General features: G+C 64.8%; 16 protein-coding genes and 1 pseudogene. 11 read left to right on the top strand and 6 right to left on the bottom strand.

What is annotated here, in order from left to right:
• The 7 genes and pseudogenes from glyA to F3J20_RS04660 form a co-directional block, all read left to right on the top strand.
• Positions 1–137, top strand: a pseudogene (glyA, locus tag F3J20_RS04690) (serine hydroxymethyltransferase); the annotation flags it as partial.
• 6 nt (positions 138–143) lie between these two features.
• Entirely contained in the window at positions 144–626 is a 483-nt protein-coding gene (nrdR, locus tag F3J20_RS04685; protein ID WP_027799387.1) for a transcriptional regulator NrdR, read from the top strand.
• A gap of 223 nt (positions 627–849) precedes the next feature.
• Positions 850–1,416, top strand: coding sequence for a GspH/FimT family pseudopilin (locus tag F3J20_RS04680; protein WP_167036139.1), 567 nt, complete (start codon positions 850–852; stop codon positions 1,414–1,416).
• The gene (locus F3J20_RS04675; protein WP_167282199.1) at positions 1,413–1,865 is read left to right on the top strand and encodes a hypothetical protein; all 453 of its coding nucleotides are present in this window, start codon (positions 1,413–1,415) and stop codon (positions 1,863–1,865) included. The genes F3J20_RS04680 and F3J20_RS04675 overlap by 4 nt, the downstream gene beginning before the upstream one ends.
• Entirely contained in the window at positions 1,862–2,674 is an 813-nt protein-coding gene (locus F3J20_RS04670) for a PilW family protein (protein WP_167282197.1), read from the top strand. The genes F3J20_RS04675 and F3J20_RS04670 overlap by 4 nt, the downstream gene beginning before the upstream one ends.
• A 179-nt stretch (positions 2,675–2,853) precedes the next feature.
• Positions 2,854–3,294, top strand: a complete 441-nt coding sequence (locus F3J20_RS04665; protein ID WP_167282207.1) for a hypothetical protein — start codon at positions 2,854–2,856, stop codon at positions 3,292–3,294.
• A gap of 10 nt (positions 3,295–3,304) precedes the next feature.
• Positions 3,305–3,736, top strand: a complete 432-nt coding sequence (locus F3J20_RS04660) for a type IV pilin protein (protein WP_167282195.1) — start codon at positions 3,305–3,307, stop codon at positions 3,734–3,736.
• 169 nt (positions 3,737–3,905) lie between these two features.
• On the opposite strand, the gene F3J20_RS04655 is transcribed toward F3J20_RS04660, so the two are convergent.
• From F3J20_RS04655 to F3J20_RS04645, 3 genes are all read right to left on the bottom strand, one after another.
• Complete coding sequence (locus F3J20_RS04655) at positions 3,906–4,424, bottom strand: DUF3318 domain-containing protein (protein ID WP_167036151.1); 519 nt, start codon at positions 4,422–4,424, stop codon at positions 3,906–3,908.
• Between the two features lie 61 nt (positions 4,425–4,485).
• Positions 4,486–4,872 (bottom strand): phage holin family protein, encoded by a 387-nt coding sequence (locus F3J20_RS04650; RefSeq protein ID WP_167036154.1) that lies wholly within the window; start codon positions 4,870–4,872, stop codon positions 4,486–4,488.
• A 132-nt stretch (positions 4,873–5,004) separates the two neighbouring features.
• Positions 5,005–5,307, bottom strand: a complete 303-nt coding sequence (locus F3J20_RS04645) for a DUF883 family protein (RefSeq protein WP_007584918.1) — start codon at positions 5,305–5,307, stop codon at positions 5,005–5,007.
• A 353-nt stretch (positions 5,308–5,660) separates the two neighbouring features.
• Here F3J20_RS04645 and F3J20_RS04640 point away from each other — a divergent pair, with 353 nt between their 5' ends.
• On the top strand, positions 5,661–6,299 hold the full coding sequence (locus F3J20_RS04640; protein WP_167036157.1) for a peroxiredoxin: 639 nt from the start codon (positions 5,661–5,663) through the stop codon (positions 6,297–6,299).
• Between the two features lie 206 nt (positions 6,300–6,505).
• Here F3J20_RS04640 and F3J20_RS04635 read toward each other — a convergent pair whose 3' ends face one another.
• Entirely contained in the window at positions 6,506–7,696 is a 1,191-nt protein-coding gene (locus tag F3J20_RS04635; RefSeq protein ID WP_167282193.1) for an acyl-CoA dehydrogenase, read from the bottom strand.
• Between the two features lie 94 nt (positions 7,697–7,790).
• On the opposite strand from F3J20_RS04635, the gene F3J20_RS04630 reads away from it, so the two are divergent.
• Positions 7,791–8,576: an IclR family transcriptional regulator gene (locus F3J20_RS04630; RefSeq protein WP_167282191.1), complete on the top strand. Its 786-nt coding sequence runs from the start codon at positions 7,791–7,793 to the stop codon at positions 8,574–8,576.
• 123 nt (positions 8,577–8,699) lie between these two features.
• Here the strand turns inward: F3J20_RS04630 and F3J20_RS04625 are convergent, their stop codons facing one another.
• On the bottom strand, positions 8,700–9,533 hold the full coding sequence (locus F3J20_RS04625) for an EAL domain-containing protein (RefSeq protein WP_167036166.1): 834 nt from the start codon (positions 9,531–9,533) through the stop codon (positions 8,700–8,702).
• Between the two features lie 539 nt (positions 9,534–10,072).
• On the opposite strand from F3J20_RS04625, the gene hmgA reads away from it, so the two are divergent.
• Both hmgA and fahA read left to right on the top strand, forming a co-directional pair.
• Complete coding sequence (gene hmgA / locus F3J20_RS04620) at positions 10,073–11,419, top strand: homogentisate 1,2-dioxygenase (RefSeq protein WP_167036169.1); 1,347 nt, start codon at positions 10,073–10,075, stop codon at positions 11,417–11,419.
• The gene (fahA, locus tag F3J20_RS04615) at positions 11,416–12,714 is read left to right on the top strand and encodes a fumarylacetoacetase (RefSeq protein ID WP_167282189.1); all 1,299 of its coding nucleotides are present in this window, start codon (positions 11,416–11,418) and stop codon (positions 12,712–12,714) included. Before hmgA ends, fahA begins: the two co-directional genes overlap by 4 nt.
• A gap of 18 nt (positions 12,715–12,732) precedes the next feature.
• On the opposite strand, the gene F3J20_RS04610 is transcribed toward fahA, so the two are convergent.
• Positions 12,733–13,890, bottom strand: a complete 1,158-nt coding sequence (locus tag F3J20_RS04610) for an MFS transporter (RefSeq protein WP_167036175.1) — start codon at positions 13,888–13,890, stop codon at positions 12,733–12,735.
• Positions 13,891–13,938 lie beyond the last annotated feature (48 nt).

The following is a 13,938-nucleotide window of genomic DNA, read 5'->3' as shown; positions in this document are numbered from 1 at the left end:
GCTTCGGCGTGAAGGAAGCCGAGCAGGTCGGCAACCTGATCGCCGACGTGCTGGATAACCCGGAAGATGCGGCAACGATCGAGCGCGTGCGTGGGCAGGTCGCCGAGTTGACCCAGCGTTTCCCGGTCTACCGCTAAGCCGCCATGCATTGCCCCTTCTGCCGCCACGCCGATACGCAGGTCGTCGACTCGCGCGTATCCGAAGACGGCGCGACGATTCGCCGGCGCCGCCGCTGCCCGGCCTGCGACAAGCGTTTTACGACGTATGAGCGGGTCGAGCTGGCGTTGCCGTCGGTCGTCAAGAAGGATGGCAGCCGCACGGAGTTCGATCGCCGCAAGATCGTCGCGAGCATGCAACTGGCGCTGCGCAAGCGCCCGGTTGCGGCGGACGCGATCGACGCGGCGGTCGCCCGCATCGAGTATCAACTGCTCGGCAGCGGCGAGCGCGAGGTGCGCAGCGAGCGTCTCGGCGAACTCGTGATGAACGAGTTGCGTGCGCTCGACACGATCGCCTATGTCCGTTTTGCTTCGGTGTACCGGCGCTTCGAAGACGTCTCCGAATTCGAGGACGTGATCGAGGAATTCCGCCGCGCCTCTTCTCCTCCCAAGCCTTCCCGCAAGCGCTGAGCGCAGGCGTGCCGCGCGTTGTTCGCGGGCATTCGCACCGGTATTCGCATTCATTGTTTCGCGCTTTTCGCGCGTCTTTTCACGCATCGCTACCTCGCTCGATGATGGTTCGTCGCGGGTATTGTTGTCTGCCATAGCGTCCGAATACCACCTGGCCATTCGGCCGATTGCTGGGCGCTCGGCAAATCGCTAGATTGGCTGCATCCATTCGAAACGCTCAGGGATGCAGATGAAATGCAATGCGATTTGCCGGCCGTCGCGCGCCGGTTTCACACTCGTCGAAACGCTGGCCGTGATAGCGCTGCTGGCCGTCATCGCGGTGATGGCGACGCCAGCGTTCGTTGCGTGGCATGTGCGCGATCAGGTCGACGCCCGCGCCCGGGCTTTGCTGTCGACCTTCGCCTATGCACGCAGCGAGGCGTTGCGCCGCGGTACGCGCGTGACCGTCTGCCGGACCAATGCGGCGCGCGCCTGCCTTGCCGCCGGGCAACCATGCGGCGACGCGATTGCCGACTGGGCCTGCGGCTGGGCCGTGCTCGCCGAGCGTGGCGGCAAGCTCTCGCTGCTGCGCGCGCAACCGTCGCTTGCGGCAGTGAGCATCACGGGCGTGCAAACGGACCTGACGTTCACGCCACCCGCCGGACAACTGATCGGCGCATTCCGAAACTTCGATATTGCGCCGCGAAGTCCATCCAAAGCGATGCAAGGGACTATGTGGCGACGCTGCATCCGCATTGCGTCGGGCGGTCGCGCGCGGATTTCCGAAGGCGCGTGTGGAGCGACGTCATGATGCGAAGCGCGCCGAATACCCGTTTGCGTCGATTTGTGCCGGCTTGCGCAGGTAGTTCGCTAATCGAAGTGATGCTGGCGGTCGCATTGATCGCGGTGAGCGCATTGGGTTTGATCGCGGGTCAGCTGTGGATCGCGCGCGAAGCCCGCGCGATGACGATGCGAGAAAACGCTGCATGGATCGCCGATTCGGTCGTCGAAGCGTTGGCGGTGCCCCCGGCAAGCGATGCCGCGCTAAACCAATGGAGCGCCCGTGCAGGCGTTGTCTTGCCGCATGGCGAAGCGTCGCTGGCAGAGAATGGTGCAGTTGCGGCGGCGCGCGTGACCTGGGACGCCGTGCACGACATGCCCGGTGCGGGTGACGTCGACGTGATCGACAAACCGGAGGCTTGCGGTGGCGTGGCGGTTCCCGCAGGCACTTCCTGCGTTGCATTGGCGTTCGTGAAATGAGGCGGCGACTTGTAGCTCGCGGTCACACGCTTATCGAGTTCGTGATTGCGATGGCACTCGGATTGATCGTGACTGCGGGCGCCGTTTCGCTCTACACGACGCAGCGCAATGCGTTCGAGCGCGCGAGCAATGCGATGCGGATTCGCGAAGCCGGTTTGACCACGCTGATGCTGATTGGCCAGCAATTGCAGATGGCCGGTTTCGTTCCCGCGGACGTCGTCGGCTACGCGGCGCCGCCTGCATTGTTCGGCTGCTCGGGAGGTCGTCCGACGGGTGCCGACAACAGTTCCGGCTGCACGACATTGAGCACGGGTTCGGACGGCGTTGCGATCCGTTACGTTGGCGATGCCGTGTCCACGTGGCCGTCTTCGAGCGGAGAGATAACCGATTGCGTGGGGCAAGCGGTAAAGAGCAGCGACGCGGCGCTCGGCACTCAGGGTGTGCCGGTCGTCAATCGCTACTTTGCCAACGTCAGTGGCTCGACCGGCGAGCCGGAGCTTTACTGCGAGGGCAATGGCAATGCGGGCACCGCGCAGCCGCTGGTGGAAGGCGTCGAGCGCGTGCGGTTGCGCTACTGGCTGGCCGGCGCACTCGATGCGATCAATGCGTCGGCGGTGCCGGCGGATCAATGGGGCAACGTCGTCGCGGTGGATCTTTGCGTGCTCGTGCGTGGTGCGCCGCAAGGGCAGCGTGCGCGCTATGTCGATTGCGACGGCGTGAGCACGCTCGGCGCCGATTTGCGGCCGCGACAGGCGTTTTCGCGTCGCGTTGCGCTACGCAATCGCGTGGAGGCGGGGGCTGCATCGTGATGGTCCACGAGAAATCGACGTGGTCGAGTGATGGCCCTGGCTGGCACCGCCAGTGCCGCATGCAGTGCATGAAGTTGGGATACCCAGGCAAATTCAATGGTCCGTCCGGTTGGCTCGCCCATGCATCGTGCGTTCGCCAACGCGGCGTCGTCTTGCCGATCGTGCTGCTGATTGCCGCGATGATGCTGGCCACGTCCGCAATCTGGTTCGAAACATCGCTCGCGTCGGCGCGTGCGGCGACCAATGTACGCGATTATTTGCAGGCTTTTCATGCGGCGGATTCGGCGTTGACTTTGTGTGAGCGCAACGTCCTTGCAATGGGTGTCGATGCGAACATGCCGCCGCCGCTCGCGGCGGGCGAGCCGGTCCAATGGAAGCTTGCAGCCGCGTTCGAAGCCGGCGCTGTGACGCCTGTCGCGCAATGGCCGGAGGCGCAGGCGCCGCAGTGTCTCGTCGAGGCCTGGCGTCTTGCCAGCCGGGCGAATGCCACCGCGTATCTGCTGAGCGCGCGTGGCTTCGGCCACACGAGTGAATCGCAGGTCTGGCTGCAACTGGAACTGGTGGTCGAGGACGGCGCTATCGAGCGTCATTGGCGGCGTGTTGCCGCGAGGCCATTCTGATGGGAGGTGCATGACGAAATCGACTGCATCGGCATTCACGCTGCTCGAACTGATGATCGCGCTGGCGATAACCGCGACGCTCGCCGTGTTTGCGATTCCTTCGTACCGCAGCCATATTGCGCGAACGCATCGGGTCGATGCGGCGTCCGCGTTGTATCGCGCGGCGCAATTCGTCGAGGGCGCGGCGAGCGACAGCGTGCCGACATTGCCCGCGGGATTCGATCAGGCGCCGCAATCCGGCACGGCGATCTATCGCCTGCACGTATTGCCTGGGGACGACACGAACGGCGGCTATGCGATCGAAGCGGCACCGGTGGATGCCGGGCCGATGCGTGACGATCCCTGCGGCACGTTCACGCTCGATGCGACGGGGCAGCGCGGCAACAGAAACGAGGCGGGCGGTTCGACGCCGGCCAGTAGCGAGTGCTGGAATACGTCGTAGCCTGGCGTGAGGCGGATATGCGGTGCGACGCAAAGCGCGCTTTGCTCGATACTCGCCATGCAGCCGCACGAACGCGAACTAGCGCAAACACACGCGGAAAAACTCGCGTTCAACGCATCGCAACGCACTACAACGTATTCGCATTGCAACGCATCCGCATTACACCGTATCAATACCCGCTTTCGGCCGAATCGGCCTTCTCCGCAGCAGACTCTCCCGTCGCTGCCGTAGCCGTCTGGGCCGCCGCCTTCGCCGACGAATCGTTCTTCATCTGCTGCCAGATGCGAAACGCTTCCCACGCGGCGAGCGCCACGCCGCCCCATTTGAGCGCGGGTTTGGCGCTTGCCATGACGGTCGCGCGCAGCGGCTTGGCGAGCAGCATCGAGATGATCGAGCTGACGAACGGGTACTGCTTCAGAAGCGCGCCGAGGGTGCCCGCGTTGAGCACGCTCCCCTTCGATCCACGGCCCATGCGCGCGCCGCCGAAGCCCGGAACGATGAACTTGAGCCAACTGAAGTGCGTGACCGCCTGGCGCAATTCGATGGTGGCCTGCGCGAGTTCGACGCGCTCCACGTCTGCGCGCACGAGCAGCAGTTCCTTGCGCAGCGCGCGCAGATGCGGCGCGCTCAAGTCCTTCGACGGATGGCGCGGGTGACGGAATGCGGTATCGGGACGGGGCTGGTTCATGGCGTGTCGGGGCGTGACGGCGGCAGTGAGGGAGAGGGCGATCGGCGTCGGGCGAACGACGTCACGGCTTGCGAAACGCGTCGCGGTCTTTTTCGAACTCTGCGAGGGTGGCTTCGAACACCATGGGCGCGTTGCGCAAACCGCTGCGTGCTTTCAGCGCGCATACGAGGCCGGCAATCGCGTAAACCGCGGTGATGCCGCCGAGCGCCTGCAGGCGGTAGGTGTCCCAGAAGGCGATGGCGATCAGCGCGGTCAGGGCGATCAGTGCCATCGTGGCGAGCATCATCGCGGCAAGGCCGAGAAACAGCACGCCTAGCAGACGGTCTTTTTCCTCGGCGAGTTCGATGCCCACCAGTTCGAGCCGCGTCTGCAGAATGGTAAACACGGAACTGAGAATGCGGCGCAACGGACTATGCTCTGCGCGCTGCGATTGGGTTTCGGTCGTCATGGCTGTGGGCGTTGCTGGTGAGGGCCTCGCTGGCGCGCACGCGCGCCAGAACAAGCGGACCGGCGAGGCTCGCGCCGGTCCACCCGGTTTGCCGGTGCGCCGGACGTGCCTGCTCCGGCGGCCGCACCGGCCTTACTTGCGATTGATCAGCAAGCCGACCAGCACACCGACACCGGCTGCGATGCCGATGGACGCCCACGGATGCTCGTGCACGTAGTCGTCGGTGGCACGCGCGGCTTTCTTGCCTTTTTCGACCACGACGACCTGTACGTCGGCCGCCTTTTCCTTGGCCTGCTTCAGGCGCGACAGCGCGGTTTCGCGCAGTTCCGAAGCGCGCTCGCCGGTGGCGCTCGCAGCCTGCTTCAGCAGGTCCTCAGCGTCCGCGAGGACGGTTTTGATATCCGACATCAATCTCTCCTTGTTGACTTCCGACATTGACAGCTCCCCTTTGTCTCACGCCACGCGTGAATCGTAACCAAAGAAACGGCCGCTGGCGAGCGCAGTGCCCGGTTGTTCCAGGCCGACGCATGAACCGTTCCCGATACCGCAAAGCACGATGGCACCCGTTTGAGGGCAGTCTGCTCCAGATCGGCATCAGATGGAGTTGATCTGTCCCGCAAAGTTTCCCTGAAATAGGAGAAAATTACAAAAATGCATAAAGTAGTGACGCGATGTTGGTTCGTCATATACCGTCGCTGCCGTATGCTTTAACGTTGCGGGGCGCCGCGGGCAACGGCTCGCGTGCAACACGTCCGGATACTTTCCGAAAACCTATGAGGAGATGCACTATGAGTCTACGTCTTGGCGACATCGCGCCCGATTTCGAGCAGGAGTCGAGTGTCGGCCGGATCCGGTTTCATGAATGGCTCGGCAATAGCTGGGGCGTGCTGTTTTCGCACCCGGCCGATTTCACGCCGGTCTGCACGACCGAACTGGGCCTGACCGCGAAGCTCGCGAGCGAGTTCGAAAAGCGCGATGTGAAGACGATCGCGTTGTCGGTCGACAGCGCGGAGTCGCACAAGGAGTGGATCAAGGACATCAACGAGACGCAGGCGGCGAGCGTCGGCTTTCCGATTCTCGCGGACGGCGATCGCAAGGTTGCCGAGCTGTACGACATGATCCACCCGAACGCGAACGAAACGCTCACGGTCCGCTCGCTCTTCGTGATCGATCCGAAAAAGAAGGTGCGTCTCATCATCACGTACCCGGCGAGCACCGGCCGCAATTTCGACGAAGTGCTGCGCGTGATCGACTCGCTGCAACTGACCGACAGTCACTCGGTGGCGACGCCGGGCAACTGGAAGCAGGGCGATGACGTCGTGATCGTCCCGTCGCTGAAGGACGAGGAAGTCATCAAGCAGAAATTCCCGAAGGGCTACAAGGCGTTGCGTCCGTATCTGCGCATGACGCCGCAGCCGGACCGGTAAGCGGTGGGCTGAAGCATAGTGAGGCGGGCTCGACGCGCGCTTCGCTATGTCTTGAGTAGCACGCGCTTGAGGCCGCACAAAAACAGAAAGCCGGCTCGTAAGAACCGGCTTTCTGTTTTGGGCGATGGATCGTGGATCGCCACCCACCGCGCGAGTCAACACAACACACCCGGGACACGCCCGGTACATCGACCGGGCAGCGAAAATCAGAAAAACGCCTGAATACCCGTTTGCGCGCGGCCGAGAATCAGCGCGTGCACATCGTGCGTGCCTTCATAGGTGTTCACGACTTCGAGGTTCACGAGGTGGCGCGCGATGCCGAACTCGTCCGAGATGCCATTGCCGCCAAGCATGTCGCGGGCGAGGCGGGCGATGTCGAGCGCCTTGCCGCACGAATTGCGCTTCATGATCGAGGTGATTTCGACGGCCGCCGTGCCTTCGTCCTTCATGCGGCCAAGGCGCAGCACGCCTTGCAGGCCGAGCGTGATTTCGGTCTGCATGTCGGCGAGCTTTTTCTGGATCAGCTGGTTCGCGGCGAGCGGCCGGCCGAACTGCTTGCGATCGAGCACGTATTGGCGCGCGGTGTGCCAGCATGCTTCAGCCGCGCCGAGCGCCCCCCAGGCGATGCCGTAGCGCGCCGAATTCAGGCACGTGAACGGGCCGCGCAGGCCGCTCACACCGGGCATGATGTTCTCTTCCGGCACGAACACTTCGTCGAGCACGATTTCGCCGGTGATCGAGGCGCGCAAGCCTACCTTGCCGTGGATCGCCGGTGCCGACAGACCCTTCCAGCCCTTCTCGAGAATGAAGCCGCGGATGGTGTCCTTGCCGTTTTCCTCGAGCTTCGCCCATACGACGAACACGTCGGCGATCGGCGAATTGGTGATCCACATCTTCGAGCCCGACAGCGAATAGCCGCCGTCGACCTTCTTCGCGCGCGTGACCATGCTGCCCGGATCGGAGCCGTGATTCGGCTCGGTCAGCCCGAAGCAGCCGATCCACTCGCCGCGCGCGAGCTTCGGCAGATATTTTTCCTTCTGCGCGTCCGAGCCGAATTCGTAGATCGGCACCATTACGAGCGACGATTGCACCGACATCATCGAGCGGTAGCCGGAATCGACGCGCTCCACTTCGCGCGCGATCAGGCCGTACGCGACGTAGTTCAGGCCGGGGCCGCCGTATTGCTCGGGGATCGTCGGGCCGAGCAGACCGAGTTCGCCCATTTCGCGAAAGATCTCGACATCGGTCTTCTCGTGGCGGAACGCTTCGAGCACGCGCGGCAGCAGCTTGTCCTGCGAGTACGCCGCGGCGGCATCGCGCACCATGCGTTCGTCTTCGGTGAGCTGCTGATCCAGCAGCAACGGGTCTTCCCAGTGAAACTGCGCGGCGACGGCCATGACGTATCTCCTGATTTTTCGCCCGGAACGAGCTTGACTCAAGTTCCGCCTTGCGAAACAATGTTTTGCAAACGACGCCCGAGTGTATCACCCTATGACGCTGCCTTCCACTTTCTCCGCACCGCTCGACGAGCGCAAATTCGTCGTGGCGCTGGCGCGCGGGCTCGACCTGCTGCGCGCGTTCCGGCCTGGCGAGACGATGCTCGGCAACCGCGATTTCGTCGAACGCACGGGGTTGCCGAAGGCGACCGTCAATCGCCTCGCGTACACGCTGACTGTGCTCGGCTATTTGCGGCTCGACGAAACGCACGGCAAATATGCGCTCGACGCGGGCGTGCTGTCACTTGGTTTTGCGCTGCTGGCGAGCACCGATACGCTCGAACTCGCGCGTCCACATATGCGCGCGTTCGCGCGCGAGGTCGGCGCGGCGGTGTCGCTCGGTTGCCGCGACGGGCTCGACATGATCTATCTCGAGACGATCCGCAGCGAGACCGCGCTGACGCTCGGGCTTGCCTCGGGCTCGAAGCTGTCGATGCTGACGAGTTCGATGGGCCGCGCCTATCTCGCCGTGCAGCCGCCCGACGCACGCACGGCGCTGATCGCCGAACTGAGGAAGGCGGCGGGCAAGGCCGGTGCGCTGCGGGTTGCCGAGGCCGAAAAGGAAATCGCCGCGTTCGCGGCCGAGCGCTGCTGCTATTCGTTTCGCGCGTGGCACGACGACGTCAACGCGGTCGCGGTGCCGTTTCGCGAGCCGCGCGAGGGGCGCTGGCTCGTGCTCAGTTGCAGCGGGCCGGCTTCGTCGATGGGGGAGGAGGTGTTTCGCGAGAACGTCGCGCCGCGCCTGAAGGCGCTTGCGCGGCGACTAGGCGAGCCGGGCTGAAAAAGGGCTGACGAGGCAAGCGGGCGATGGGCCAATGGACCGTCGGACCGTTGCATTGGGCCAATAAGGCAACGGGTCGATAGCGCGGCGCGAACCCGCGCCGCATGAACGCGCCGGAAAAACTCACGCCGCCCGGTCGTGATAATGCGCGTTGAACAACGGCCCCTGCACGAAGCGCACGTCGTACTGCTGCAACGCGACGAACTGCGCTTCATCCACCACACGATTGAAAATCAGCGGCACATGCAGGCGGTTCGCATAGCCGACCAGCGGCTTGACCGTCGCATCGCGCAACGCGACGCCCGCATCCATCTTGATGAAGTCGAGCCGCGCCGTTTCCGACACCGACAGGATCTGCCCCGCGTTCGACAGATTGCCCGCCACCTTGAAACCGTAATGCTGATAGCTGCGCGTCAGGTAGCCGAGGAAGGTCTTGTGTGCGACCGCGGCCGCCGGCAACTCGATCACGATGCGCGCCGGACTCAATCCGAACGACGTCAGCACGTTCGAAAAATGCTGGCCGTGATCGTATTTCACGCTCTTGAGCAGCCGCTCGTGCACGCGCAGAAACAGCAGCCCATGCCGTTGGGCGCCAAAGAAATTGATCGCATGCAGCGCGCGCGACATGCGATCGAGCGCGACCAGTTGCTGATCGTCGGCGATCCGGTCGAAGGGATCGAAGACGTCGGACGGCGGCGTGTCGAGCCGGTGCGTGACGGCCTGAAAGCCGAGTTCGTCGCCGAAGCGGTCGACGCCTTCCGCGCCGCATGACAGCGACTGCGCGAGCGCATGCACGCTGATGTCGAAGATCGGCTCGTAGGCGCTCGCGAGTTCGAGGCCGTCGCAGCGTGCGAGCGCGATGCCGTCGTGCGCGCCGTCCCCCATCGCCAGATACTTGCCGAGAAACGGATGGTGGGTGGCGCGGGCGACGAGATCGGGGATGGTCGGCGGAATCATGAAATGGGATCAAGGGCAACGATGGATGCCGCGCCCGCCGCGTGGCGATGCGAAGCGCGACACAAAACGCGACGCAATGGGCGCATGGTTCGATGGTAGCAGTCCGCGCCGCGCGCACATGAACAAAATGCTCATAACGATATTGGCCGGACGCCTGTCCGCGCGGGCTTCACCGGGCGGTACGGCGCGCGGGAAGCGGCTCTGGCGCCAGTTCGGGGACAGATTGCCCGATCGGCCTCCAGGGTATACGTTATTTTCACTATTCATAATTCGTTTTACTATTCGTAAATTAAAGGGCGGCTGCGACGGTCGGGAACGTTGACACCGAGCCGGGTCGAGCCGGGCTGTCGGCCGCGCGGCGTAGCAGGTCCGGCCCGCCATGCCGGCCGCGCAGTACGAAAATGGATGCGGAAACAAGCGGGCTGAATGCGGAAACAAGCGGGCGCGACACGGCAACACGGCCGCGCATCCGCAGCGAATGCCGGCCTGATCGCTTGACCGCCTGACTGAAAAGATCGCGTATTAACGGAGAACCTCGTATGGACACCTCATCACGCACGCCGGCCGCCGGACGCCTGCGGCCGGAAATCGAGCCGGGCTATCAGTCGGGTTTCGCGAACGAGTTCGCGACCGAGGCCTTGCCGGGCGCGCTGCCGAGCGGGCGCAATTCGCCGCAGCGCGCGGCCTACGGGCTGTACGCCGAACAGCTGTCGGGCACCGCGTTCACGGCGCCGCGCGGCCACAACCGCCGCTCCTGGCTGTACCGGATTCGCCCGGCGGCCATGCACCAGCCGTTCACCTTGATGCCCTCGGAGCGGCTCGTCGCCAATTTCGCGGCGATGCCGCCGACGCCGCCGAACCAGTTGCGCTGGGATCCGCTGCCGATGCCTGCCGAGCCGACCGATTTCATCGACGGTTGGGTGACGATGGCCGGCAACGGCGCGGCCGAAGCGATGAGCGGCTGCGCGATTCACCTGTACGCGGCGAACCGCTCGATGCAGGAGCGCTTCTTCTATAGCGCCGACGGCGAATTGCTGATCGTGCCGCAACAAGGGCGTCTGCATATCGCGACCGAATTGGGCCGGCTCGATATCGAGCCGTTCGAGATCGCGGTGATTCCGCGCGGCGTGCGTTTCGCGGTGAGCCTGCCGGACGGCAGCGCGCGCGGCTATATCTGCGAGAACTTCGGTGCGCTGCTGCGTCTGCCGGAACTCGGGCCGATCGGCTCGAACGGGCTCGCCAATCCGCGCGACTTCCTCACGCCGCATGCCGCATACGAAGACCGCGAAGGCGCGTTCGAACTGGTCGCGAAGATGAACGGCCATCTGTGGCGCGCGGACATCGATCATTCGCCGCTCGACGTGGTTGCGTGGCACGGCAACTACGCGCCGTACAAATACGACCTGCGCCGCTTCAACACGATCGGCTCGATCAGCTACGACCATCCGGACCCGTCGATCTTCCTCGTGCTGCAATCGCAAAGCGATACCCCCGGCGTCGATACGGTCGACTTCGTGATCTTCCCGCCGCGCTGGCTCGCCGCCGAAGATACGTTCCGTCCGCCGTGGTTCCATCGCAATGTCGCGAGCGAGTTCATGGGTCTCGTGCATGGCGTCTACGACGCGAAGGCCGAGGGCTTCGTGCCGGGTGGCGCGAGCCTGCACAACTGCATGACGGGCCACGGCCCCGACGCGGATACGTTCGAGAAGGCATCGCAGATCGATACGTCGGTGCCGAAGAAGGTTGGCGACACGATGGCCTTCATGTTCGAGACGCGCACGCTGATCCGGCCGACCCGTTTCGCGCTCGAAACCGCGCAATTGCAGGCGCATTACTACGAGTGCTGGCAAGGCCTCAAGAAACACTTCAATCCGGAGCAACGATGAACGCGGTAAACGATTTTCAGGCGACGCTCGATCCGTCGCGCAAAAGCTGGGTCGAGTCGGCCAACGATCCGGCCAGCGACTTCCCGATCCAGAACCTGCCGTTCGGCATTTTCAGCGACCGTGGCAACGACGTGCCGCGCGTGGGCGTCGCGATCGGCGACACGATCGTCGATCTCGCCGCGTTGCAGGCGGCGAGCCTGCTGAACGTACCCGCGCAGGGCGTGTTCGCGCGCGATGCGCTCAACGACTTCATCGCGCTTGGCCGCGAGGCGTGGCGTAGCGTGCGCATCCAGCTGAGCCAGTTGCTCGCGCGCGAGTGCGCCACCCTGCGCGACGATGCCGCGTTGCGCGCGAAGGCGCTCGTGAGCCAGGCCGAGGCGCGCCTCCATCTGCCGGTGCGGATTCCGGGCTACACCGATTTCTATTCCTCGAAGGAGCACGCGACCAACGTCGGCTCGATGTTTCGCGATCCGAAGAATGCGCTGCTGCCGAACTGGTCGGAGATGCCGATCGGCTACAACGGACGGGCGTCGTCGGTGGTCGTGAGCGGCACGCCGGTGCGGCGCCCGAACGGTCAACTGAAGCTGCCCGATCAGGAACGGCCGGTGTTCGGCGCATGCCGCAAGCTCGATATCGAGCTGGAGATGGGCTTTATCGTCGGCGGCGGTAATGCGTTGGGCGAGCCGATTGCCTGCGAGGATGCCGAGGCGCATATCTTCGGCATGGTGCTGTTGAACGACTGGAGCGCGCGCGATATCCAGCAATGGGAATACGTGCCGCTCGGCCCGTTCAACTCGAAGACCTTCGCGACGACGATCTCGCCGTGGATCGTCACGCTCGACGCGCTCGAACCGTTCCGCGTCGCGCAGCCGCAGCAGGAACCGCAGCCGCTCGACTATCTGCGGCACGACGGCCAGCATGCGTTCGATATCCATCTCGAAGTCACCTTGCGCGCGCAGCACGCGCGCGAGGCAAACACGATCTCGCGGACCAACTTCAGGCACATGTACTGGACGATGGCGCAACAGCTCGCGCATCACACGGTGTCGGGCTGCAATACGCGCGTCGGCGATCTGATGGGCTCGGGCACGATCAGCGGACCGACCGAGGATTCCTACGGCAGCCTGCTCGAACTGACGTGGAACGGCAAGAGGCCGCTCGAACTGAAGGAGGGCGGCACGCGCACGTTCATCGAGGATGGCGACGAGCTGACGCTGGCCGGATGGTGCCAGGGCGAGGGGTATCGCGTCGGGTTTGGTGTGTGCGCGGGCGAGATTCTGCCGGCGCTGCGCTGAGGCGCACGCCGCTCGCCGTCAGCCCGCCATCGCCATGCGCCGCTCGATCGACACCGACCACAGCGTGAGCAGCAGCGCCCCGAACGAGGTCGCGACGCCGACCCACGGCAGCGTCGTGAGCGGTGCGCCCGCGCCGATCGCCATGCCGCCGAGCCAGGCGCCGGTCGCGTTGCCGAGATTGAAGGCGCCCTGGTTCAGCGTCGAGGCGAGGTTCGGCGCATGGCTCGCGCGATCGACGATCAGCATCTGCAGCGGCGGCACGATCGCGAACGCGAGCACGCCCCACACGAAGACCGTCAGCATCGCCGGAATGCGCGCGTGCATCGTGCCCGCGAACACGCACAGGATCACGACGATCGCGAGCAGGAACGCGATCAGCGAGGGCAGCAGTCGCCAGTCGGCGAGCTTGCCGCCGAGCGTGCTGCCGACCGTCAGGCCGAGGCCGAACAGCAGCAGCACGAGCGTGACCGCGTGCGGCGTGAAGCCGGTCACGTCTTCGAGAATCGGCGTGATGTAGGTGAAGGTGGAAAACAGGCTGGCCGAGGCGAGCACGCTGATGCCGAGCACCATCAGCACCTGCGGGTTCTTCAACACGCTGAATTCGCGCACGAGGCTCGCCTTCTGCATCTCGATCTTCGCGGGCAGGCATACCGCGAGCGCGGCCGCCGCCAGCACGCCGATGCCGGTCACGGCCCAGAACGTCGCGCGCCAGCCGACCGCCTGGCCAAGCGCGGTGCCGAGCGGCACGCCAAGCACGTTGGCGAGCGTGAGGCCGGTGAACATCAGGGCGATGGCCTGCGCGCGGCGATTCGGCGCGACGAGCCCCGCCGCGACCACCGAGCCGATGCCGAAGAACGCGCCGTGACAGAACGCGGTGACGATGCGCGCGGCCATCAGCACCGCGTAGCCCGGCGCGACCGCGCACAGCAGATTGCCGACGATGAACACGCCGATCAGGCTCATCAGCGCTTTCTTGCGCGGCATATTGGCGACGGCGATCGCGACGATCGGCGCGCCGATCGTGACGCCGAGCGCATATGCCGACACGAGCATGCCCGCCGCCGGGATCGAGACGGACAGATCGCGCGCGACGTCGGGCAGCAGCCCCATGATGACGAACTCGGTGGTACCGATCCCAAAGGCGGCAACGGCGAGGGCAAGCAGGGGCAAGGGCATGATGACGGGATGCGAGGCGTGAAGCGGCGCGCCGGATACGCGCCGGAC

Origin of the sequence: Paraburkholderia sp. Cy-641, assembly GCF_011752945.1 — a bacterium.
In the GTDB taxonomy this organism is placed as follows: Bacteria; Pseudomonadota; Gammaproteobacteria; order Burkholderiales; family Burkholderiaceae; genus Paraburkholderia.
The sequence above is the reverse complement of the archived record's forward strand: the minus strand, read 5'-3'. Positions and strand labels throughout refer to the sequence as shown.